This is a genomic window from Sphingobium sp. B7D2B (genome assembly GCF_025961895.1).
In the GTDB taxonomy this organism is placed as follows: Bacteria; Pseudomonadota; Alphaproteobacteria; order Sphingomonadales; family Sphingomonadaceae; genus Sphingobium.
The window spans coordinates 2,529,344-2,551,633 of the sequence record NZ_JAOQOM010000001.1 but is presented as its reverse complement, the minus strand read 5'-3'; the positions used below and the strand labels follow the sequence as shown (position 1 = coordinate 2,551,633).

The window sequence follows — 22,290 nt, the reverse complement described above, 5'->3', positions numbered from 1 at the left end:
GATCAGCCGACGAAATCGTAGCGATAGGCGTCGCCATCACTGCGAACATGACCGACGGAGTTGCCCCTGAAATGCGCGGGGCAGCATAATGTATCGGTATCCGCCAGCCGTGCGAGCAGCGACTGGCGCACCTGCGCAGCGGCGTCGCCATCGTCATCGAACATCAGCTGCAGGTCGGGCCGCAGGAGCTGGACAGGGTGGTGGATCACATCGCCCCAGAATGTCGCCGCCGCGCCGCCGCCCTGCGCGTGGACGAGGCAACTGCCCGGCGAGTGGCCATAGGCGGGCTCCAGCCACACGCCATCGCCAATCTCCTTGAACGCCGCGCGCGGATTGTCGGTATCGACGATGTCGGCAAGTCCTGCTTCCACCACTGGCAGCACCGAATCCTCATAGGCTTCGCGATGCGGCGGGACGTCCTGCTGGGTGGACCAATGATCATAATCGCGCTTGCCGAAGATGTAGCGGGCATTGGGGAAGGTCGGCACCCAACGGCCATTTTCCAGCCGGGTGTTCCAGCCGACATGATCCATGTGGAGATGCGTGCAGAGCACCATGTGAATATCCTGCGGGCGCAGGCCGAGCTTCGCCAGATTCTCGAGATAGGGCGTGTCGAGCATGTGGATGTCGGGCACACTGCGGGCCTTGCAATTGCCGTTGCAGCTATCGATCAGGATGTTCTGGCCATCGAGCTGGACGACGAAGCTGTGCATGCTGAGCGTGACGAGGGAGGTCGCCGGGTCCCCGGTCAGGCTGTCATCGCGATACCATCGCGCAAGGCCGGCGAGATCATCCGCCGTCACCTGCGGAAAGATCATCGCCAGCGGCATGGCCGACTCCATTTCCATGACACGACTGATCGTCATCCGGCCCAGAGTCTGCGGCGTCATGAGAAATCCTAATACATGATTGCCTAGCAATTCATGCGCGTTACAAGGGCGCTGTCAACTCGAATCGGCGCAATTCGGGTGGGGTCGCGGAGCGGGAGAAGATGGTATGTTCAAGCCAATGGTGGTTTCTGCCCGGATGCTGCTCGGCATCTTCAGCCTGCTGAGCGGTCTCAACTGGTTCTTCGGCTTCATGCCGCTGCCGAGCATCTACATGCCGCTTGATGCCCCAATGAAACATGTGGTCATCACCGAGATGATCCGCACCGGCTGGATGTTCCAGATGGCCAAGGTGGTCGAAATCTTGCTGGGCCTGTCGCTGGTTTTCAACCGGGGCGTCCCGCTGATGCTGGTGGTCGCCTTCCCGGTGATTTTCGGCACCTTCATGCTCGATGCCCTGATCCTCGATGATATCTGGGGCTGGATAAAGGGCACGGTGACCAATGCGCAGGTGCTCGCCGCCATCGGCGACATGATCATCGGCGGCCTGTGCGTGCTGCTGATCCATTTGTGGCTGATCTGGTGCTACCTCGATTATTATCGTCCCATGCTTGCCTGGAAAGCGACACCGAAGGAGGCCGGGCTATGACCGTGCAGACCACATCGCCCCGCGAGGTCCGGTCCAAGAGCCGGCGCTGGCTGCGGATCGCCTTCTATGCGTTCGGCTGGTTCGCCATCGCGCTGCAGGCCTATAATTTCTACCTGTTTGTCGGCCTGATCGGCAAGTAGCCCGGCGGTCAGGGCCGGGCGGGCTCGCTCGCCAGATCCGCCGATAGCTCCTCCAGCGAGCGGCCGCGCGTCTCGACCATCATGAACAGGGTGAAGAGCAACTGCAGCACCATCATGAAGGCGAAGAAGCCGAAGATCCATACCGGCGCGACGCTGGCGAGCACGGCGGGCATGATGAGGGTGAGGGCGGCGGCGAGCACCCAATGCGTACCGGTGCCGAGCGCCTGACCCGTCGCGCGGGCATTGTTCGGGAAGATTTCCGAGATGTAGACCCAGATGATCGCGCCCTGGCCGATGGCATGGGCGGCGATGAACAGGAAGATGAAGACCGGCACCAGCGTGTAATGCGCGCTCGCAAAGCCGTAAGCGACCATGGCCAGCGAGACGATGTAGCCGACCGAGCCGATCAGCATCAGCTTCCGGCGCCCGGCACTGTCGATCAGCGCCATGCCGACCAGCGTGAAGACCAGATTGACCACGCCGACGCCCACTGTCGCGTACAGGGTGGCGCTCGCCTCCGCGCCGGTAAGGCCGAAGATGCGGGGAGCATAATAGATGATCGCGTTGATGCCGGAGAGCTGGTTGAAGAAGGCGACCAGGAAGGCGAGCATGATCGGGCGGCGCAGATGCCCATCGAAGAAGCGGCGCAGCGTCATCCGGCTTTCGCCAGCGGGGTCGGCCGTGGCGCGGATCGCCTCGATATCTCCGCCGGCCATGGCCAGAACGCGCCGCGCCTCGGCTTCATTGCCCTTGTGGAGCAACAGCCAGCGCGGACTCTCCGGCAGCACGACGGTGGCGAGGAGAAAGAGCGCAGCGGGGATGGCAGGGATGGCGAGCATGATCCGCCAATCGGCCGCACCCATGCCGCTGATGAAGGCATTGGAGACATAGGCGATGAGAATGCCCAGCACGATCATGGTCTGGAACAGGATACCGAGCCTGCCGCGCCAGGCCGACGGGGCGATCTCCGAGATATAGGCGGGCGCGGCGATCGACGACGCGCCGATGGCGAGGCCGCCGATGATGCGGAAGGCCATGAACGACCACGGGTCCCACGCCAGCGCCGATCCGATGGCGGAGACCAGATAGAGGATGCCAATCCAGATCAGCGTCGGTTTGCGGCCATAGCGATCGCTGGGGATCGCGCCGAACAAGGCGCCGACCACCGTGCCCCACAGGGCAGAGGATATGGCGAGCCCGTGCATCGCGCTGCCCATCGACCAGGTCCGCTGAATGGCCATTTCCGCGCCTGAAATCACTGCGGTGTCGAAACCGAACAGCAGGCCGGCCAGCGCCGCCGTGAAAGCCCAGAGCGAAATAGAGCGATTGGGCATGGCGCGTCTCCTGTCCGGTTAGCGGTCGGTCAATTTATCCAGAAGAACGCTGGTGCCGATCTCGCTTTGTTATACGATCATGAATAAAGATGATTCGCAATGGATTGCAAGATGAGGATTGAGGAGAGCGACGATGCCCCCATTTCAAAGGCCTGACGCCAAGCTAGCTGCGCGGTTTTCCGGGGGCAAGGCGCTTTTCGCGCTCGGGGCTCTGGGCTTGCTGCTGCCCGGGTGCAACGGGGCCGCGCCGGATGCGCAGAACAATGCCGCCGCGGCGAATGCGAGCACGGTACAGACCGGCGATCTCAAGCTCACTTATGCCATGCCGCAGGCCAAGGGTGAGGAGATCGCGTACCGGGTCTTCCTGCCATCAAACTGGCGGGCGGACCGGCACTGGCCGATGGTGCTCATTCTGCATGGCTATGGCAGCACTGCTGATGGCCCCTTTGACGATGCCGGGGGTGGGCTTCAGCGGGAGGCGGAAAAGCATGGCTTCGTGGTGGTCTCGCCCAATGGCTATAATGGCATGGCCGATTATGGCGCCAATCTCCCGCTCCCCTCGGCGCTGCCCGACATGGGGAAGAAAGCGACGATGACGCCAGAGCAGCAATCCGCGCTGGCTGAGGCGGATGTGCGCAACGTGCTGGCCAAGGCGATGACCGATTATAATATCGATCCGCGCCGCGTGTATCTGATGGGCAATTCCATGGGCATGACCGGCGTCCTGCATTTCGCACAGACCGATCCGCAGCTTTGGTGCGCCATCTCGGCGAGCGGCGGGCCGCCCTGGCCGGACTATCCGGTCGAGCAGCTGAAGCCCATCTCCAGCGTGCTGCTGGTGCATGGCGGCAAGGATGATCGCGCGAACGCATCCGACACGCAGACACTGACTGAGCGCCTGAAAGCTGCCGGCATCGACGCGCGTATGGAACTGATCCCCGAAGGCACGCATGGCGATGCCTGGGTGCGCTATTTGCCGCAGACGCTCGACTTCTTCGCGACGCATGATTGCGCGCGCGGGGGCCGCGCCAATGGTTGATCGCATGAGGAAGATCGCCGGGAGAGGCCGCTTGCTGGCAGCCCTGATGGTGGCCGGCACGCTTGTCGCGGCGCCCGCCTTCGCCCAGCCGCAAGGCACCGCGACGGAGGCGCCGCGCGCCGAGACGGCACAAGGCCCCGTTATCGGTGCGCGCGAGAATGACGTGCTGGTGTTCAAGGGCGTGCCCTATGCCGCCGCGCCGACCGGCGATCTGCGCTGGCGGCCGCCTGCAGCGCCGGCGGGCTGGACCCGGCCCCGGCAGGCGACGACCTTTGCGCCAGCTTGCCCCGGTGGGCTGCCGGCGCGCAAGGATACGTCCGAGGATTGCCTCTATCTCAATGTCTGGACGCCGCAGATGGGCGCGCAGGCCAAGCGCCCGGTGATGGTGTGGATCTATGGCGGCGGCTTTCGCGGTGGATCGACTGCGCTGCCGATCTTCGATGGACGCGCGCTGGCGCAGCAGGGCGTGGTGCTGGTGAGCTTTGGCTATCGGGTGGGCGCGCTCGGCTTCCTCGCCACGCCGGAGCTGAGTGCGGAATCGCCGCATGGCGCCTCGGGCAATTACGGCGTTCTCGATGCCGTCGCCGCGCTGCGCTGGGTGCAGGAGAATATCGCCGCCTTCGGGGGCGACCCGCAGAATGTGACGGTGTTCGGCCAGTCTTCCGGCTCCGAAACAGTGAACATCCTCACCGCCTCGCCGCTCGCCAAGGGGCTATTCGCCAAGGCCATCGGCGAATCCGGCTCGTCCTTCGGGGTGCGGGCGGCCCTGCCGCTGCGGAAGGTCGAGGCCTTGGGCAAGGCTTTCATGGCTGAGCGCGGCGTGACCAGCCTCGCCGCCTTGCGCAAGTTGCCCACGGACAAGCTGCTGATCCCGGACGATCAGAAATATGAGCCAAATGTCGACGGCTGGCTGCTGCCGCGCAGCGTGCGCGAGATTTATCTGGCCGGGGCGCAGAATGATGTGCCGATGATTATCGGTGGCACCACGCAGGAATTCGGGCGCCCGCCCGAGATCAGCCGGGAGGCGCTGAATGCGGGCCTGCAGGCCGAATATGGTCCGCTGGCACCGGCCATCGCTACCGCCATCGGTGCCGACGGGGAGGCCGATCCCACCGATGCCCGCTGGCGCCTCACCAATGTCGAGTGGGGGAATTTCACCGCCGCGATGTGGTCTGGCCTGCAGACGAAGACCGGCCGGGCGCCAGTCTATCGCTATGTCTTTGATTATGCGCCTCCCCAACCGGCCGGCCGCCCGCGCACGGCCCATCATGGCGCGGAGCTGGCCTATATCTTCGGCAATTATCAGCCCGCAGGGCGGACGCTCGATGCCGAGGAGCAGATGATCCATCGGCTGCTGAGCGGATACTGGCTGAACTTCGCGCGCACCGGCAATCCCAACGGAGCCGGTCTGCCGCAATGGCCGGCTCATGGCGTGCCGGCCCATGTCGCGCTGCGCTTCGGTGCGGAAGGCGCGGCGCCGATCGGCGAGCGCGAACCCGTGTTGCTCGACCTCATCGACCGACATTATCACGGCGAGGCCGACGAAGCGGATCAGACCATAAAACCGCGTTGAACGCGAAGGTAGCGGAGAGGGGGAAGGCTTATGCGGACAAGTTGGATCAAGAGGCTGGCACGACTCGCGGTGGGCGTCATGCTCGCTTGTGTCAGCAGCGCGTCGCTTCAGTCTCAGCCCGCGAAATCCCCGATGCCGCCGGTCCATTTCACACCGCTGCCCGAGCGGCCGGTCGTGATGCCGGTCATGGCCTGCGACGCCTTGCCCACCGAGGATCTGCTGGCCATCGAGGGCGCGCCGGCGCGGATCAGCAGCGCAACGCTGGAGACGCGTGACAATGGCGTGGCATTCTGCCGGATCAAGGGCATGATCGCGCCGCAGATTCAGTTCGAGCTGCACCTGCCGACAGAAACCTACACCGGTCGCTACCTGCAGGGTGGCTGTGGCGGGGCCTGTGGCGTGATCTACCAGACGGTGTCGCCGTCCTGCGATAATCAGACGGCCTTCAGCGGCGCATTTGCCGTGAGCTTCAACAATAGCGGCCATGTCGGGCCGGACGCGCGCGATACGCTGTGGGCGGCTCATGCCCCGCAATTGCGGGCCGATTTTGCTTATCGCGCGGCGCATGTGACGGCGCGTGTCGCCAAGGAGATCATCGCCCGCTTCTATGGACGCAAGCCGGCTTACTCCTACTTCATGGGCTGCTCCAATGGCGGGCGCGAAGCCATGATGGAAGCGCAGCGCTATCCTGATGATTTCGACGGCATCATCGCAGGCGCGCCCGCTCTGTGGATCACGCCGGGCGTCGTCCGCATCATCCATGAGTCTCAGGTGGCCAGGAGCGCGGATGGCCAACCCATTCTCACGCCGCAATCCACCCAATTGCTTCATCGGGCAGTGATGGCGGCGTGCGATGGCCTTGATGGCCTCAAGGATGGCCAGATCGACAATCCCCGTCGCTGTCGGTTCGATCCGCGCACGCTCGTCTGCAAGCCGGGGCAGCGGGCCGATTGCGTGACGGCGCAGCAGGCCGAGACGATGCATCGGCTTTACGAAGGGCCGAGGGATGCACAGGGCCGGCCGTTGTTCTTTGGCGGCGAGCCTTACGGGTCCGAATTGCTGTGGACCGGGCCGGGCAGTTTCGTGGCCGACGGCTATCAATTGGCGGCGAACCAGATCAAGTTCATGATCTACAATGGCGAAACCCATCAGGATTTCGACTGGCGCACATGGAAGCCCGATGCGGCCGCCCTGGCCGATCTGATCGACAAGGGCGGCTATTATAACGCCAGCAATCCCGATCTCGCGGCATTCAAGGCGCGCGGTGGCAAGCTGATCATGTGGCAGGGCGAGGCGGACAATGCCGCAGGATCATGGCTGCTGCCGGACTACTATCAGCGCGTCCGGGACGCGATGGGCGGCTTTGCCGGGACCGATCCGTTCATGCGGGTCTACATGTTCCCCGGCGTCTATCACTGCGCGGGCGGCTATGTCGCCTACCAGCACGACCTGCTCGGGCCGATGGTCGATTGGGTAGAGCGGGGCGCGGCGCCCGGTGCTGTGGAAGGCGCTGCCATTCTGGAGGATGGCACAGTCCGCCGCCGCCCAACCTATCCGTTCCCGGTGCAGATACGCTATACGGGCCGGGGGGACATCAACTCTGCCAGCAGCTTTGCGCCGGTACCGATCGCCAAGGATCATGACGACCGGTTCGACTGGGTGGGCGCCGGCATGGAGGCTGGCCCGCCGCCGGCTCCTTACTGACATGCGGCGCAGATGGGAGACCGCTGCGCCGCATTCCACCCGCTACTTGCCGAGCTTCTTGTCGAAGAAGTTGACGATAACCTCGTAAGCATCCTGCGATTCCGGGATGACCGGATTGTAGAAGAAGCCGTGGAACAGGCCGTCCCACACATGCAGATCGGCATCGGCGCCGGCCTTCACCATCTGGCCATGTGAGTAGACTGCGGAGCTCAGTTCAAAGGCCCGCGTGCCGGTGATGAACAGCGTCGGCGGGAATTTGGCCAGCAGTTCGAGCGAGTTGGCCGGTGCGGCCAGCGGGTCCTTGATGTCGACCTTCTCGAGATACTGCAGCGGGGGAAGACCTTTGCCGAGCGGCGGCGGCTGTTCCGCCGGCGGGTTCGCCTCGCCGATGGCGGCGGTGGTATAATGCGCGTCGCCGCCGAAGCCGGGGCCTTTCTCCAGCGTCATGCCGGCACAGAAAATGCCGATGGCGCCGGGCATGGGGAGTTTCTCCTTGTCGAACCAGGCCATGGCCATGCCGACCAGCATGCCGCCCGCCGAGCAGCCATAGATGCCGATATCGGCCGGTTTGTAGGTCTTGAGCAGTTCGCGATAGACGCTGGCGACATCTTCGCTCGCGGCTGGGAAACGATATTGCGGCGCCTGGCGATAATCGATGGTGATGACCTTATAGCCACCGAGCGAGGCGATCGGCATCGATTCCAGTTCGGCGCAACCGGGGTAGCAGCCGCCGAAGCCGCCGCCATGCAGGTTGAGCAGAATGCGCTTCTGGTTCTGCGGCTTGACCCCTTGCGTAGGCGTGTAGGTGATGGCGGGCACGCCTGCGATGGTCGTTTCCTGCCGGACCAGCGGGAACATCGCCTTGGCCGAGGCCATATAGGGCTTCATGAAGAAGGGGACGCCATTTTCCGGCAGCGTCTTCGATTCACGGTCCTGCATGTCGTGCAGATGCTCGGCCAGATAGGCCTTGGCTTCATCGGTCAGGAAACTGGAAACCGGTACGCTCATCGCGGGCACATGCACTGTGCCGTCGGCATCGATCTTCACTGGATTGCTGTCCGCCTTGTCAGCCGTTTGGGCCGGTGCGGCGGCGGGGAAGGCCAGCGCGACCACCGATGCGCCCGTAAGCGCCACTAGTCGCGACCACAGGCTGTACGCCGGGCGTTTGGCGAATGATTCTCCCATATAAACCTCTCATTTAGTCTGATTTTTGTGCCGCATCGCAAATTGGCATCTGGAATTGTTAGACTCACATGAATACAATCGATTGTAAAGGGGCCGTCCAAATCGGTCTTTTTGCTGGTCGAGGGAGAGTGGATATGGTCGGTCTGGCGCAGGGTAAGGGCGGGGTGCGGGCGCTTGCTGGCTTAGGAGCAGTGGCACTGGTGGCGGGCTGTCATCCTGCGGGGGCACGACCGGAGGCGGAGATGCCGATGGTCCAGCAACTCAGCACCGGCGGCGCGGCCTTTTCCGCCTCAGTGCCGGAAATCGCAGTCGACCCCGCGAACCCGCAGCGCGTCGCGGTCATCTGGCGGGATCTGGCCATGACAAGGCCTGGCGAACCCGCCGGCGAGCGGGGCATGCAGTGCCACCTTTCGCTATCCAAGGACGGTGGGCGCAGCTTCGATACCCAGCCGCTGGTCTGGACGATGGCCGACACGCCCGTGTGCAACTCGCCTTATGTGGACATTGGTCCGCAGGGCGAGCTGCTGATCGGCGCGACGCTGGCGGGCGTGCTGCCGCAGAACGCGCCGGAGGGCGAGCATGCGTCAGGGCGGGTAGTCATGCGCCTTTCGACCGACTGGGGCCATAATTGGTCCCCGATCTCCAGCGGCATCGCGACGGGGGAAGAGGCGCGGTTCGAGGCCAATGCCACGGTCCCGGCCGAAGCGACGCATGTGCCATGGGACGGGGGGCGCGGCGTGATCGACGCGGTGAGCGGGGAAATCATCCTCTCCGGCGGCTATCCGGCCCCGCCGGGCGAGGCGCTGCGCTCGCAGCGCTTCTACACCGTCTCGAAGGATCGCGGCAAAAGCTGGGGGCCGATCCGCGCCTTTGGTGCGCCCGGCTGGCCGCAGCGCTGGGACGGGCATTATGTCGTCGCCCACGGTACGCTTGCCTACAGCTATCTGGCGGAAGCCGTGCCGGTCGATGGCGTCAAGTGCTTGTGCGTGGTCTTCGCCACCAGCGCGGATGGCGGAGCGACGGTGCAGCGGCACCTCGTCACACAGGTCGAGTATTTCGACCGGCTGGTCCATTATCCGCCGATCGCCGCGCATCCGGCCCATGCTGGGCAATATGCGCTCGCGCTGGCGTCCGACAAGGCGGGGACGCCAGCGGTGCGCATCACGCGGGATGGCGGCGCCCACTGGCAGACATTGGATGGCCCGGCCGCGCCTGAAGGTGTGGTGCGGTCGTCGCGGCCGGCGCTGGCCTATACGCCCGGAGGCGTGCTGGGGCTGCTCTGGCGGGGCTATCATGCCGACGGCAGCTATGACCTCTATATCGCGGCGTCTACCGATGGTGAGCGCTTCGGGCCGGTGCGGCGCGTCTCGCCCGCCTCCTCGCGCGTGCCGGACGCGCTGGCAAAGGATTATTCGGCGGGCGGGGACTTCATCAGCAATCTGGGCGCCGGGAGAGACGCGTTTCACGCCGCCTGGACAGGCTGGCCGGCGGGCGCGGCAGGGCAGGTGATATATGCGCGCGTTCCGCTGGCAGCGCTGCTGGGCGACCTACAGCCGCCCAACAAATAAGATCGTTAGTCAAAACTAAATTCAAAATGTTGACACGATGCAGTGGATGGCCCTAGCATGACCATCAGCGGTGAAGGCGTAAGGAGGACGAAGTGCCTTCCGCCTGATCCTGCGCTGGAGGGGATGCATCGATGGGGCACCAGGCAAAGATCGTCGCGGCGATACTGATCTGTATCGCGGGCTTCTCGTTCAATCTGCTGAGCTTTGATTCCTTCATCTTCTTCGGCCTGCCGATGGTGGCCGGTGTTGCGGTGGCCTGGGCGAACACGCGCCGCCATTCCGACTGGCGGACGATCGATCAGGCGACCGATGTGATGCGCATCTATTTTGGCGGGCATCTGCTCTGGTCGTGCCTGCGCTTCTGGTTCACGGACATGCAACCCTCCGGGGCGCCCATGCATCCGATTGCGGGGCCGTTCCTTGCCTCGCTCTTTGCGACCGGCATTTTCCCGGCGGTCAAGGTGCTGGAGGGCATTGTCGGCGTAATGCTGCTGAGCAACCGTTTCGTTCCGCTGGCCCTCGTGCTGGAAGTGCCGACGAGCATGACGGTGTTCTATCTCAACACCTTCATCACTGCGCGGCTTAGTGGCCTGCTCACCGGGCCGACCGAATTGGGCGTAAACGTGCTGCTGATGCTCGCCTATTTCCAGCATTACCGCCCGATGCTGCGCGTAAAGCCGCGCGCCGCGCCGCCTTGGGAACGCGAGGATCGCCTTGACGACAAGGCCCAATATAGTTATACAAAATCAAATAACATTTAATATACCGATGAATTCGGCGGTCTGGCGAGGTGCCAGTCGCTCAGGCATCCCGGCCATGATTGGGAGCAAGGGGAGGGAGATGAGATGAAGGCACGGAATTTTTCTGTCCGCGAACGGACGGGTCTGAAACTGGCGGTCTCCGCTTCGGCTCTGGTGTTGGCGGCGCTCGGCGCAGCGCCCGCCATGGCGCAGCAGGATGCATCGCCGCAGCAGGGCAGTTCCACGGATGCCGCAGATGCCGCGATCATCGTGACCGGCACGCGCATCAAGGGTGTTGCCCCGGTCGGTTCGCCGGTCATCCCCGTCGGTCGCGAGGAGATCGAGAAGCTCGGCGTCAGCACCACCAACGATGCCCTGCGCAAGCTCCCCCAGATCGTCAACTTCGGCGGCAATAACGAGCAGCAGGGCGGATCGATCATCCAGAACACCTCGCTCAATTCCTTCGCCGCGAAGTCGATCAACCTGCGCGGTTTGGGCACGGCCTCGACGCTCAGCCTGGTGAACGGCCACCGTGTCGCCCCGCAGGGCGCCAATGGCCAGCTCTTCGATGCCGATAACATCCCCGCCATCGCGCTGGAGCGCATCGAAGTGGTCGCGGACGGCGGCTCGGCCATTTACGGGTCGGATGCGGTCGGCGGTGTCGTCAACTTCATCATGCGCCGGCCGGACAATGTGTTCGAGGTGCAGGCCCGCGCCGGTTTTGCCGACTCCGTCGAGGAGTATATCGGCTCGGTCGCCTTCGGGCGGCGCTGGTCCAGCGGCGGCTTCTTCCTCGCCTACGAGTATCAGAACCGCACCGCGCTGGAAGCTGCGGACCGGCCGAACCTGTATAACAGCGACCTCTCGCCTTATGGCGGCGCGCCCAACCCGGTGCTCACCAATCCAGGCAACGTTCAGTTCGGGTCGAGCTTCTATGGTATTCCCGCCGGGCAGAATGGCACGAACGTGACGCTGGGCAAGCTGACGGCGACGCCCAATCGCGAGAATGCATGGATCGGCGCCGATGCCATTCCTTCCGGAAAGCGGCATACGGTGGTCGGCACCTTCCGCCAGGATTTTGACGATAACGTGACGTTCGTGGCCGATGGCCTCTTCTCGCGGCGTGAACTTACCAACCGCGGCATTGCCTCGACGGCGACGCTCTCGGTGCCGAGCACCAACCCGTTCAGCCCGTGCGCGGCCGGCAAGGTGGACGATAGTGCCACGCTCAATTGCCCGGCCAACGGGACGCTGAGCGTGCCCTACAGCTTCCTTGAGGACCTGGGGCCGCAAACGATCACAGGCTATGAGCAGATATGGTCGCTTTCGGGCGGGCTGGAAATGAAGCTGAGCAACAGCTGGAACGCCAACGTCACCGCTTATTACAGCGAGAACAAAGGCTACAGCCTGGCGACCAACCAGCTCAATACCAACGGCCTTAACCGGGCGCTCGGCGCTACCGTCGCCGGCACCACCAAGCCGGCGAGCGTGCCGTTCTTCAACCCGTTCTGCGACGGGCAGCAGTTCGATTGTAATTCCGAGGCGACTCTCGCGCTCTTCCGCGCGCAGACGGAACTTGAAGTGTTCAATCGCAGCTATGGCGGCTCGGCCAATATCGGCGGCTCACTCTTCCGCCTGCCGGGCGGTGACGTGCGCGTCTCGGTCGGTGGCGAGATCCGCTTCGACTATCTGTTCGGCAACGGTCAGCTCTCCAACACGCGCACTGCGAATGTCGATACCTTCGCGGGTGTGCCGACCTCTAACGAGCGCGACGTGCGTTCCGTCTATGCAGAAGCCTATGTGCCGCTGTTCGGTCCGGATAATGCCCGGCCGGGTCTTGAGAAGCTCGAGTTCAACGCCGCCGTCCGCTATGATCGCTATAGCGACGTTGGCTCGACGACCAATCCGCGCTTTGGTGTGACGTACGCCCCGGCATCCGGCATCCAGTTCCGCGGCAGCTATGGCACGTCGTTCCGTGCGCCTTCGCTCGTGGACGTCAACAAATATGCCACCGCCGGCTTCCTGCCGCGCACCGGCAGCGGCTCGGCCGTGGGCCTGTCGCCCGCTGCGGGCTCGTTCCAATATGTCTATCCGATTGGCGGCAATCCGGACCTGAAGCCGGAGACGGCCACGACCTGGTCGCTGGGCATGGACCTGACGCCGGAACTGGCCAAGGGCTTCAACTTCAGCCTGACCTACTACAATATCGTCTACAAGGATAAGGTCGACACGGCCGCCTACAACGCGCCGATTGGCGCGGTGCTGAACTCGGGCGCCTATGACGATTTCATCGTGTTCAACCCGGTCTACTTCCCGAGCAAGACCAACCAGACGCTGGCCCAATATGTCGCGTATTGGAACCAGATCACGGCCGATCCGCAATTGCCGGTGCTGGGCTTGGTCGACCCGACGACGGTCATCGCCATTGTCGATGCGCGCCGCAATAACAGCGGCGTGGTGGAAACGGACGGCTTCGACGTCTCGCTCGACTATACACTCTATGGCAATGGCATCGATTTCCGCTTCGGCGCCCGGGCCAATTATGTCCTCCACTACAAGACCTCGCCGGTTCCCGGCGTTGCGCTCAAGGATGAGGTGAACCACTTCGGCTATCCGGCGCGCTTCACCGGCAAGGTTGAAGCGGGCGTGGACATCGGCGGCTTCTCCGGCACCGTGTTCCTCAACTATGTGAATTCGCGCACGATCACGCGTGACTTCCTGCCGGCAGCCGTGCCCGATCAGTATCAGAACATCGATCCGATCACGACGGTGGACCTCAGCCTGCGTTACAATTTCGGCGAAACCGGATCGATGATCACCAATGGTCTGGCGGCATCGCTGAACGTGCTCAACGTGTTCGATGCCGATCCGCCGCTGGTGGTGAATGCTGGCGGCGCCACGCCGATCCGGTTCGACTCCAGCTATTCCAGCTCGATGGGCCGGTACATCTCGTTCCAGCTCTCGAAGAAGTTCTAACGGCTGAGGGGGGCGCCCGGACGAAGCCCAAGGGCTTCGTCCGGTCCGTCAGTTGCACCGGAGGCGATCCGCCATGGCACCTAGCACAGTCGCTTCGCCGACCGGCGAACGCACGACCTTCGGCAGTGTCGTCTATGCCTGCCAGTTTCTCTATGGCGGCTGGTTCCTGTTCCACGGGCTGAACTACTGGCTGGAATTCTATCTGGACCGGTCGATCCAGCCCGGGCCGGGTCTCGTGCCCGCACTGGCAGAATCCGGGGTGATGGCGCTGGTCAAGGCGCTGGAAGTCACCATCGGTCTGGTCCTATTGCTCGATCTGTTCGCGGCGCTGGCGGTGGTCGCCGCCTGGCCGATTACGTTAATGATTGCCTTTGTCACGGCATCGCATGGCCGCCCGTTCGGCATGGGTGTGGCGGCGGTCATTATTGGGCTGAACGCGGTCATGTCGTTCGGTTATCTCCATCGCTATCGTCCGATGCTGGCGTGGAGCGCAGGTCCGCCCGGCGGTTCAACCGCTGCGCAGGGCTCGCGCATGGTGCCCGCGCGGCACGGCCTCGCCGCGCTTATGGGCATAGCCGCGGCCATCGGCATCACCTACCTCACTGTCTATCTTCGGCGCTAAGCGGGTATGACGTCTATCCGCCTGCCACTGCTCGCCTGTCTGCTGGCGGCTCTGCCGCTTTCTGTTGCGTCCGCACAGCAGAGCGCCGCTGCAACGCAGCCGCTCGTCATTGCGCGGCAGGGCAATTTCTTCGTCGGCGGGCATGAGGCGCAGACGCCGGACGGGCCGGTGATCGCCGGCGCCATGTACGTCGAATATCAGATCCCGGCGCAGCAGACGCATCCCTATCCCTTGGTGTTCTTTCATGGTGGGGCGTCCAGCGGGGCGAGCTTCTGGAGTACGCCCGACGGCCGCGAGGGCTGGGCGACGCTGTTCCTCCGCAAGGGCTATGCCGTCTATGTGGTCGATCGCCCGACGCTCGGCCGCTCACCGCATTATGAGGCGGTCGACGGGCGCAAGCTGATGCCTCCCGCCGGACTTCCCGCGCGGGAAGGGCAGGCGGCACCGCCTCCGCCGACCAGCAAGCCGGCGCATCTGCCCGGCACGAATGCGCCGGACGATCCCGCCGCCGCCTATATGCGGAGCGCGCGCCAATCCACCATCGAGGTGCCCTTCGGCGCGCCCGGCGATGCGCTGGCGGTCAGCGTTCATGTCGACCGGCTGGACCGGGAGGCGGGCGCCGCGCTGCTGGACAGGATCGGCCCCGCCATTCTCGTCACCCACTCGCGGGCGGGGACGACAGGCTGGCAGATCGCAGATGCACGCCCCCGTCTTGTGAAAGCCATCGTCGCCGCCGAACCAAACGGCCCGCCTTTTTACAACGCCCCGCCCATGGGCGCGCCGGGCGATCCGGTCGCGCGGCCCTTCGGCATCACTTATGCCGGTCTGCGCTTCGATCCGCCGGTCACGGAACTGCGCGACTTCGGGCCGCTCACCCAACTGCCGCCGGAGGATGGCCACAAGGTGGGCTGCTGGACGGTGGCGGGCAAAATGCCGCGGCTGGTCAATCTGGCGCAGGTGCCGGTGATCGTGCTGGTCGGCGGCGCATCCTATCATGCCGGTTACGATCACTGCACCGCGCAGTTTCTGGAGAAGGCGGGCGTCTCGGTCGATCTCGTCCCGCTCGACGCGCATGGCTTCGTGGGCAACACCCATGGCTTCCCGACCGAGACCAACAATCATCTGATCGCCGATTTCATTGCCCGCTGGCTGGCGGAGCGCGACCTGTAGAACAAGCTGGGTCGCCGGTGCTGGAGCCCATCGCGGCAGCTTGGTTCGCCGATCTGACGATGACACCCCGCTAATCAGCTTCCTGCCGCTTTCCGAAAGCGCCGCAACCCACCCTTAGCGTGGCGGTGGATTGCACTTATTGAAAAGGGCGACGGAAATAATGGTCTATTTCCTGACATGTAAAGTCAATGTATGTAAATGACTGTCTCTGCAATTTTGCGGAATTTTGTGCGTCAGAGAGGGCTGAAGCCAAAGTATAAATCAAACATTTTAATTAACGATTGTTAATTTAATATAACGATCTTAACCGACCTGGATTTCAATGACGACCTCTAAATACATCATGATGAAGAGCGGAGGCGATGGCCTCGCGTTTATCGACTTCATTGTGACATATGGTGGATTGGCGTTGGATGGTCAGGACATCCAGTTTCTCGGCTCCTCATTGATCGATGCTGTTTTTCTCCGCCCCGGGGCGAGCTATGTTCTGAATACAGGAGGCGGAGCGGACCGCATTTATGTCGAAGGTCAGCTCTCCGATCACACGCTGAGTCGCAATAACGCGACTCTGATCCTGACGCGCACGGTGGACGGTAAAGTGGAGACCGTCCATGTGGCAGGCGCCAACGCGACGACCGCACCCGATGTGCTGGTGTTTTCAGATGGCAGCGTGAGCGTGAACGCCCTCTACACGCATGTTGCAGACGGAACGGCGGTTCCAGTGCCGACCAGCGAAACCTCACTAGCCCCTCAAGGCGCGGCTGCGCCCGGTGCCGTTCTGGACGCCATAGTGAAGATCGTGTGCTTCGACCCTGCGGGTGAGACGGTCGCCGCTTCGAAGCCGGGCGTCGCGTTCCAGATCCTCGGCAGTGCCGGTGTCGATAGGGTGTACGTCGCCGAGGGAACCACGATCGACGCTGCCTCGCTCGGCGGCGGCGTGGATGTGGTTTACTTCCGGGGACAGTGGGCCGACTACACCAAGACCCTCATTGGCGCCCGCCTGACGCTCACCCGCACGGTGGGCGAGCACGTCGAGACGGTCGTTGTGGCATCGAGCGGCGGCACGCTCAACGATCTGCTCGTGTTCGCCGATGGGGCTGTGCATTCGCAGGTGGCCGGCCAAGGGGTGAAGGCGGATGCCAACGTCGCTCTAGCGGATCTCGCCGGCTTCGATCCGAGCGTGTTCGTCGATCTGGTCGCACCCGTTGCGCCCCGGCTATCGCTGGCCAACGATAACGGGACATCCCAGACCGACGGCCTGACCAATGACGGCCATATTCTGGTCACGCTTCTGGAGGCGGGAGCATCCTGGACATACAGTATCGACGGCGGACAGACCTGGCTCAAGGGCGAGGGGGAGGCCTTCAGCCTTGCTGCGGGAACCTATGCGGCCGAGCAGGTTCAGGTCCGGCAGCGCGATGCGGCAGGGAACCTGTCCGAAGCCGGGCACAATGAGACTGTCCTGACCATCGATACCACGCCGCCGGTGGCGCCCGTGATATCGGGCTTTCTCGTTCCGATCGCGAGTTCGATCAACCCGTCGACGGGGGCGATCATCAACCTCGTAACAAGTCCGGTGGCTGGCGCTTCTGTCCTTCAGCAGGGCGCGACCAGTCTGCACGGAACAGGCACAGCCGGCAGCAAGGTCGTCGTCACCTTCGGAGCCTCTGAACAGCGGGTGGTGACGGTGGATGCCGCCGGGGCATGGTCCCTGAATCTCACGCACGCGGACATCGTGTTGTTCGGCATCGGGGCGGAGGCATTTACGGCCACCGTCAGCGATGACGCGGGTAATCTTTCAAGCACCACCGTTCCGCTGCAGATCAATGCACAAGCCTACACGACCAACGATGTGGCGGCCTCCGGCTATGGCAGTGAGTATGTCGACGCTCTGATTATCGGCGAGGCCGGCTGGTCCGGTGGCATCATCACTTATTCTTTCTCCGCCGGCTCGGGCGCTTCGGTCTGGTCGGAAAGTGAGAAGAGCGCCGTGCGATCGGCATTGGCTCTTTATGAGAATATCGCGAATTTGGACTTTCAGGAGACGGACGACTATGGCGAAGCGGCGGGCGGCGCGAATATCGCTCTCGAAAAATCGCCCGCTTCGACCTGGACCGAGCCTGGAATTCTGGCCGACTTCACCATTCCCTTCGGCGGATACAATGCCACTCAGGTCGGCCGCTTCAACTATGAAATATCCTATTGGCAGAATCTGAGCGAAGGCGGCCTCGCGTTCGACACGCTGGCGCATGAACTTGGCCATGCCCTTGGTCTGGGTCACCCCTTTACGGATACGATCAACGGCGTCAGGCAGACCCAATTTCCGGGTGTCGCGGCCAATGATGCCTATGCGCTCGGGACGCTGGACCTGAATCAGGGCATCTGGACTATCATGGCCTACAATTTCGGCTGGGATGTGAAGGCGCCGCCAAACAGTTACGCATGGGGCTTGTCGAAGACGCCGATGGTCTTCGATGTTGCTGCGATACAGGCGATCTATGGCGCCAATCTCTCATACCGAACCGGTAACGACGTCTACACGCTGCCCACCGCCAGCAAGTCGGGTACGGGCTGGGCATGCATCTGGGATGCGGGGGGCGTGGACACGATCAGCAATGCGGGCAGTTCGCTCAACTGCGTCATCAACCTCAATGCCTATCCGCTCACGGCCGGCGTCGACCCCACACTTTATGTATCGCGGAATCTTGCGATATCCGGAGGATATACAATCGCGGCGGGGGCCGTGATCGAAAACGCGATCGGCGGGGGAGGCCGCGACACGATCATCGGCAACCATGTCTCTAACCTGCTGACCGGGGGCGGCGCAGCCGATCAGTTCATCTTCAACACCGCGCTGGGGCCGAGCAATGTCGACCGAATTAGCGACTTTTCTGTCAGCGCGGGTGACGTCATCGCGCTCGACAAGAGCATTTTTGACCGACTCAGCAACCTCAGCGATCTGAGCGGTCACTTCGGTTATTCAACCCAGTCTGCGGATCCCGACCTGTTCGTCATTTACGATACCGGCAGCGGAACGCTCAGTTACCGTGACGAAGCAAACGAGCTGATCGATTTCGCGATCCTGCTCAGCAAGCCGCAGTCGATCACAGCCACATCTTTTGCGGTCCTCTGACCCGATCCGGCGCCGCCGCCGGACGCGGATCGCTAGCGTCGCGCATCGAAATAGCTGTCGAGGAAGGCCTGCGCTTCTGCGCGCGGGGTGCCGATGACGGCCGGCTGCGGGGAGAGGCGCATCAGCTTGGGCTGGGCATCGTCATAGCGCGGCCATTCCGGCAGGCCGGGGCCGTTCGGATTGCCGGTGCGCGCGAAGTTCACCCAATAATGTGAGACGAGGTCGGAGAGCATGTGATCCTCAGGCGTCCACGGTTGATCCTCGACCTGCAGGTTGCGGAAGACATAGACGATCTCCGCTGAATGGAAGGCGCCCATTTCCGGCTTGCCGGGCCAGGGCTGATCGAACCAGTAGAGCCACGCGCCCGACTTACCGGTCTTGGCTTGAAGCTTGGCCCAGCTGCGCATCTGCCATTGGACCGCATCGGTCGAAGATTGGCCCAATTGGTCCTTGGATGCCCCGTAAATCCGGTCGTAAGCCGCGCCATTCGTGTCCGACCGCTGCACCCAATCCTTGCGGATGTTTGATCCCTCCATGGAGTTGGAGCCGACCAGCGTGGGCACGTCGTTCTGCTTGCCCGCCGCGAAGATGTTGTAGACGATGTCCGGCAGCACATAGCCGTCACGCTCGGTGGGCCAGAAGAAGGCCAGTTCCTTGGTGAAGGCGTCCATCGGCAGCGCGCGGAGCTGCGCGACTGTTTCGCCGCCGAGCTTGCGGCCAAAGTCCGCGCCATAAGCCTCCGCCTCGCGCATGTCCTTGCGGCCGACGAGGCCACCATCGGGATCGAACTGGGACGTGCTCTCGCCGATCGCGCGGTGGAACAATCCCTTGGCCAGGGGCGAAGCCTGCAGGATGCTGATCGCGGTGCTGCCGGCGGATTCGCCGAACACGGTGACGTTGCCCGGATCGCCGCCAAAGGCCGCGATATTGTCGCGCACCCATTTCAGCCCCTCGATCTGGTCGAGAATGCCGTAATTGCCCGATGCCTTGTAAGGCGCTTCGGCGGTAAGACCCGGATGTGCCATGAAGCCGAGCGGGCCGACGCGGTAATTGAGGGTCACCAGCACCACACCCATTTTCGCGAGCGCCGTGCCGTCATAAGCCGGCTCGCGGTTGGAGCCGCCCAGGAAGCCGCCGCCGTAGATCCACACCATCACCGGGAGCGGGCCTTTGTGTTCGGCTGGCGTCCAGACATTTACGGAAAGGCAGTCCTCGCTCATCGGCCGCTGGTCGACCGGCGGGCGCCATTGCGGGCAGATCGGGCCGAACTGGGTTGCATCGCGCAGGCCGCTCCAACCGGGGGCCGCGACCGGCGCTTTCCAGCGCCGCTCGCCGGCGGTCGATGCGCCGAACGGGATATTGAGGAATTTGCGCACGCCGTCCGCCTCGGCGCCTTTCAGCGCGCCCTGACGGATGGTCACCTGCGGCCCGGCGCCGGGGTCGGCGGCCAGGGGCTCGGCAGTGCCGGCGAGGAGGAGTGCGGCAAGCGCGCTACGGCGCAGCAGAGGGATCGTCTTCATGGGAATCTCCATTCAGGCCGCACTGGCCGAGGGGCGGGCGCGGGCGGCAAATCCGGCCAGACCGCATAGAGCGAGCAGCACGGCGACGACGGCGAAGAAGGCAAAGGAGCCGCCCAGGTCGAGCGAAATGACGCCGGTGAACGAGCTGAGTACCGCGCCCAGCCGCCCGGTGGCGGAGGCGACGCCTACGCCGGTCGCCCGCGCGGCCGTTGGGTAGGCCGTGGCGGCCAGCGTGTAGAGCGTGTTGTGAAGCCCAGCCATGCAGAAGCCGAGCGCGACCATCACGGGCAGGATGATGAGCGCCGAGACCACATCACTGCCGAGCAGCACGGCGAGAACGCCCGCGAGCAGGGCAGCGGCGCCGGCCAGGCCCATATGTGCGCGGCTGAACCCGGTGCGATCGAGCAGGATGCCGCTGAACAGCGCGCCGACCACGCCGCCCATATGGAAGGTGGTGATGCCGAGGCTGGTCATGGTGAGATCGAACCCCAGCGTGCTCAGCATCGTCGGGACCCAGCTGAAGATGGTGTAGGAGGCCATCAGACAGGTGAAAAAACCGCCCCAGAGCAGCAGGGTCTGGTGGCGCAGCGCCGGCGAGAGCAGCAGGCGCAGCGGCGCGATGACCGTGCTGGCTGGCGGCTGTGCATCGAAGCGATGGGCCGGGTCATGCGAGATACGGCAGCGCTTGAGCAGCCGCGCCAGATCTTCATGCCGGCCGGCGCGCAGCAGGAAGCTGGGCGATTCCGGCAGGAAGACGATGAAGGCGAGGGCCAGCAGGATTGGCAGGGCGCCTGCGACGAAGAACAGGGTCCGCCATCCGAACATCTCCAGCACCGAGGCGCCGAGCCCGCCGGCGATGATGCCGCCAATGGGAATGAACACCATGCCGATGGCAATGGCGCGGCCCCGGCGCTTTTCCGGCGTGAATTCAGAGATGAGCGCGGCGCCATTGGGGATCGCCGCGCCGATGCCAAGGCCATCGAGGAAGCGCACGAGCAGCAACTGCGTGGCGTCATGCGTGAAGCCACCTGCCACAGTCATCAGGCCGAACAGGAGGATGGCAACGATCAAGGCCCAGCGGCGGCCGATCCGGTCGCCCATGATCCCGCCGATGATCGAGCCCAATGCGACGCCGGCCAGATTGGCGGCCGTCACCGGCGCGAACGCCCCACGGGGAATGCCCCAGTCCGCGATCAGGGCCGGCAGCACGATGCCGAGAGACTGGTTGGCCAGCCCGTCGACCGCGAAGACCAGCGCGAAACAGCCGAGCAGCAGCTTCTGGAACGGGCTCCACGCCGCATTGTCGATGGCCGTGCCCAGATCATGCGATACCACAGCTGACGCCGCGCCGCTGGGCTCGGCTGGCAGTGCCGTGCCGGCTGCTGGGGTGAAGGATGCCATGCTGCTCTCTCTCCGTGTCAGGCGTTGGTCTGTGGCCGGGGGCGATTCTGGTGTCGCGCGCTCACGGCGGATGGTTTCAAAGGGGGCGGGGCGGCTCCTGCGTGTCGAGGGCGCTCTCGCCCATGAAGCGCGGTGGCGCGGCGTAGGCGCGCGCGGTCAGGAAAGGCTGGTAATAGCGGAAATAGGCCAGCAGCAGCGCGCAGTTCACGCCGATCTCCAGCGGTCCTGTGATGAGCTGGCGCGGCAGGCCGACGACGATGGCGTTGAGGTAGAAGATCGTGAAGCTGGTCGGCACCTGCAGCACCAGCATTAGCGGCACGAACCGGTTGGTCAGCAACACGATGCCGACAAGGCCCTCCATGGCCTTGATGCCCGGGAAGAGGCCCATATCGAGCAGCGACTGGATGAACGGTCCGCCGATGGGGTGGGGCACGACCGGCTGCATGTCGGTGAGCCAGTAGCGCGAGGACGACCAGATGAGATGCAGGCCGAAATAGATGCGCATCGCATCCGTCACATGGTCCGCCGTCGTGCGCTTCGGGTCCAGCCGCCGCAGGATCAGCGCGCCTACGATGCCGGCAAGGATCGGGAAGCCGAAGAACATGAACGTGTCGAACTTGCCGAATGCCAGATAGAGGCCGATGGCGCCGCTCAGCGCGGCCGGAACGATGAAGCCAGTGGTCAGCGGCTTGGGTGACGAGGTCATGAT

17 protein-coding genes are annotated in these 22,290 nt (G+C 63.9%); 11 read left to right on the top strand and 6 right to left on the bottom strand.

Features of this window, described 5'->3' with window-relative positions; genetic code table 11:
* Window positions 1–2 precede the first annotated feature (2 nt).
* On the bottom strand, window positions 3–890 hold the full coding sequence (locus M2341_RS11815; protein WP_264585369.1) for an MBL fold metallo-hydrolase: 888 nt from the start codon (window positions 888–890) through the stop codon (window positions 3–5).
* A 106-nt stretch (window positions 891–996) separates the two neighbouring features.
* Between M2341_RS11815 and M2341_RS11810 the strand changes: the two genes are divergently transcribed.
* Both M2341_RS11810 and M2341_RS11805 read left to right on the top strand, forming a co-directional pair.
* On the top strand, window positions 997–1,476 hold the full coding sequence (locus tag M2341_RS11810; RefSeq protein WP_264575466.1) for a hypothetical protein: 480 nt from the start codon (window positions 997–999) through the stop codon (window positions 1,474–1,476).
* Window positions 1,473–1,616 (top strand): hypothetical protein, encoded by a 144-nt coding sequence (locus tag M2341_RS11805; RefSeq protein ID WP_264575467.1) that lies wholly within the window; start codon window positions 1,473–1,475, stop codon window positions 1,614–1,616. The genes M2341_RS11810 and M2341_RS11805 overlap by 4 nt, the downstream gene beginning before the upstream one ends.
* 8 nt (window positions 1,617–1,624) lie before the next feature.
* Here M2341_RS11805 and M2341_RS11800 read toward each other — a convergent pair whose 3' ends face one another.
* The gene (locus M2341_RS11800) at window positions 1,625–2,950 is read right to left on the bottom strand and encodes a sugar porter family MFS transporter (RefSeq protein WP_264585368.1); all 1,326 of its coding nucleotides are present in this window, start codon (window positions 2,948–2,950) and stop codon (window positions 1,625–1,627) included.
* A gap of 133 nt (window positions 2,951–3,083) precedes the next feature.
* On the opposite strand from M2341_RS11800, the gene M2341_RS11795 reads away from it, so the two are divergent.
* The 3 genes from M2341_RS11795 to M2341_RS11785 all read left to right on the top strand — a co-directional run bounded on the left by M2341_RS11795 (window position 3,084) and on the right by M2341_RS11785 (window position 7,266).
* Window positions 3,084–3,989, top strand: coding sequence for a dienelactone hydrolase family protein (locus tag M2341_RS11795; protein WP_264585367.1), 906 nt, complete (start codon window positions 3,084–3,086; stop codon window positions 3,987–3,989).
* Window positions 3,990–4,020: 31 nt separating this feature from the next.
* Window positions 4,021–5,562 (top strand): carboxylesterase/lipase family protein, encoded by a 1,542-nt coding sequence (locus tag M2341_RS11790; protein ID WP_264585366.1) that lies wholly within the window; start codon window positions 4,021–4,023, stop codon window positions 5,560–5,562.
* A 132-nt stretch (window positions 5,563–5,694) separates the two neighbouring features.
* Complete coding sequence (locus M2341_RS11785) at window positions 5,695–7,266, top strand: tannase/feruloyl esterase family alpha/beta hydrolase (protein ID WP_264585365.1); 1,572 nt, start codon at window positions 5,695–5,697, stop codon at window positions 7,264–7,266.
* Between the two features lie 42 nt (window positions 7,267–7,308).
* Here M2341_RS11785 and M2341_RS11780 read toward each other — a convergent pair whose 3' ends face one another.
* A complete protein-coding gene (locus M2341_RS11780; RefSeq protein WP_264585364.1) occupies window positions 7,309–8,451 on the bottom strand; it encodes an alpha/beta hydrolase in 1,143 nt (380 codons plus the stop codon).
* 134 nt (window positions 8,452–8,585) lie between these two features.
* Here M2341_RS11780 and M2341_RS11775 point away from each other — a divergent pair, with 134 nt between their 5' ends.
* The 6 genes from M2341_RS11775 (at window position 8,586) to M2341_RS11750 (ending at window position 18,660) form a co-directional block, all read left to right on the top strand.
* Window positions 8,586–10,019: a sialidase family protein gene (locus M2341_RS11775; protein ID WP_264585363.1), complete on the top strand. Its 1,434-nt coding sequence runs from the start codon at window positions 8,586–8,588 to the stop codon at window positions 10,017–10,019.
* 131 nt (window positions 10,020–10,150) lie between these two features.
* A complete protein-coding gene (locus M2341_RS11770; RefSeq protein WP_264585362.1) occupies window positions 10,151–10,780 on the top strand; it encodes a hypothetical protein in 630 nt (209 codons plus the stop codon).
* A gap of 84 nt (window positions 10,781–10,864) precedes the next feature.
* Window positions 10,865–13,735, top strand: coding sequence for a TonB-dependent receptor domain-containing protein (locus M2341_RS11765; RefSeq protein ID WP_264585361.1), 2,871 nt, complete (start codon window positions 10,865–10,867; stop codon window positions 13,733–13,735).
* 73 nt (window positions 13,736–13,808) lie between these two features.
* Window positions 13,809–14,357 (top strand): hypothetical protein, encoded by a 549-nt coding sequence (locus tag M2341_RS11760; protein ID WP_264585360.1) that lies wholly within the window; start codon window positions 13,809–13,811, stop codon window positions 14,355–14,357.
* Between the two features lie 6 nt (window positions 14,358–14,363).
* Complete coding sequence (locus tag M2341_RS11755) at window positions 14,364–15,527, top strand: alpha/beta fold hydrolase (protein ID WP_264585359.1); 1,164 nt, start codon at window positions 14,364–14,366, stop codon at window positions 15,525–15,527.
* A gap of 322 nt (window positions 15,528–15,849) precedes the next feature.
* Complete coding sequence (locus M2341_RS11750) at window positions 15,850–18,660, top strand: M10 family metallopeptidase C-terminal domain-containing protein (protein WP_264585358.1); 2,811 nt, start codon at window positions 15,850–15,852, stop codon at window positions 18,658–18,660.
* 32 nt (window positions 18,661–18,692) lie between these two features.
* On the opposite strand, the gene M2341_RS11745 is transcribed toward M2341_RS11750, so the two are convergent.
* The 3 genes from M2341_RS11745 to M2341_RS11735 all read right to left on the bottom strand — a co-directional run bounded on the left by M2341_RS11745 (window position 18,693) and on the right by M2341_RS11735 (window position 22,287).
* Window positions 18,693–20,180 (bottom strand): carboxylesterase/lipase family protein, encoded by a 1,488-nt coding sequence (locus M2341_RS11745; protein ID WP_264585357.1) that lies wholly within the window; start codon window positions 20,178–20,180, stop codon window positions 18,693–18,695.
* A gap of 12 nt (window positions 20,181–20,192) precedes the next feature.
* Window positions 20,193–21,581, bottom strand: a complete 1,389-nt coding sequence (locus M2341_RS11740) for an MFS transporter (protein ID WP_264585356.1) — start codon at window positions 21,579–21,581, stop codon at window positions 20,193–20,195.
* A 76-nt stretch (window positions 21,582–21,657) separates the two neighbouring features.
* Complete coding sequence (locus M2341_RS11735; protein ID WP_264570769.1) at window positions 21,658–22,287, bottom strand: dipeptidyl peptidase 3; 630 nt, start codon at window positions 22,285–22,287, stop codon at window positions 21,658–21,660.
* Between the last annotated feature and the right edge of the window lie 3 nt (window positions 22,288–22,290).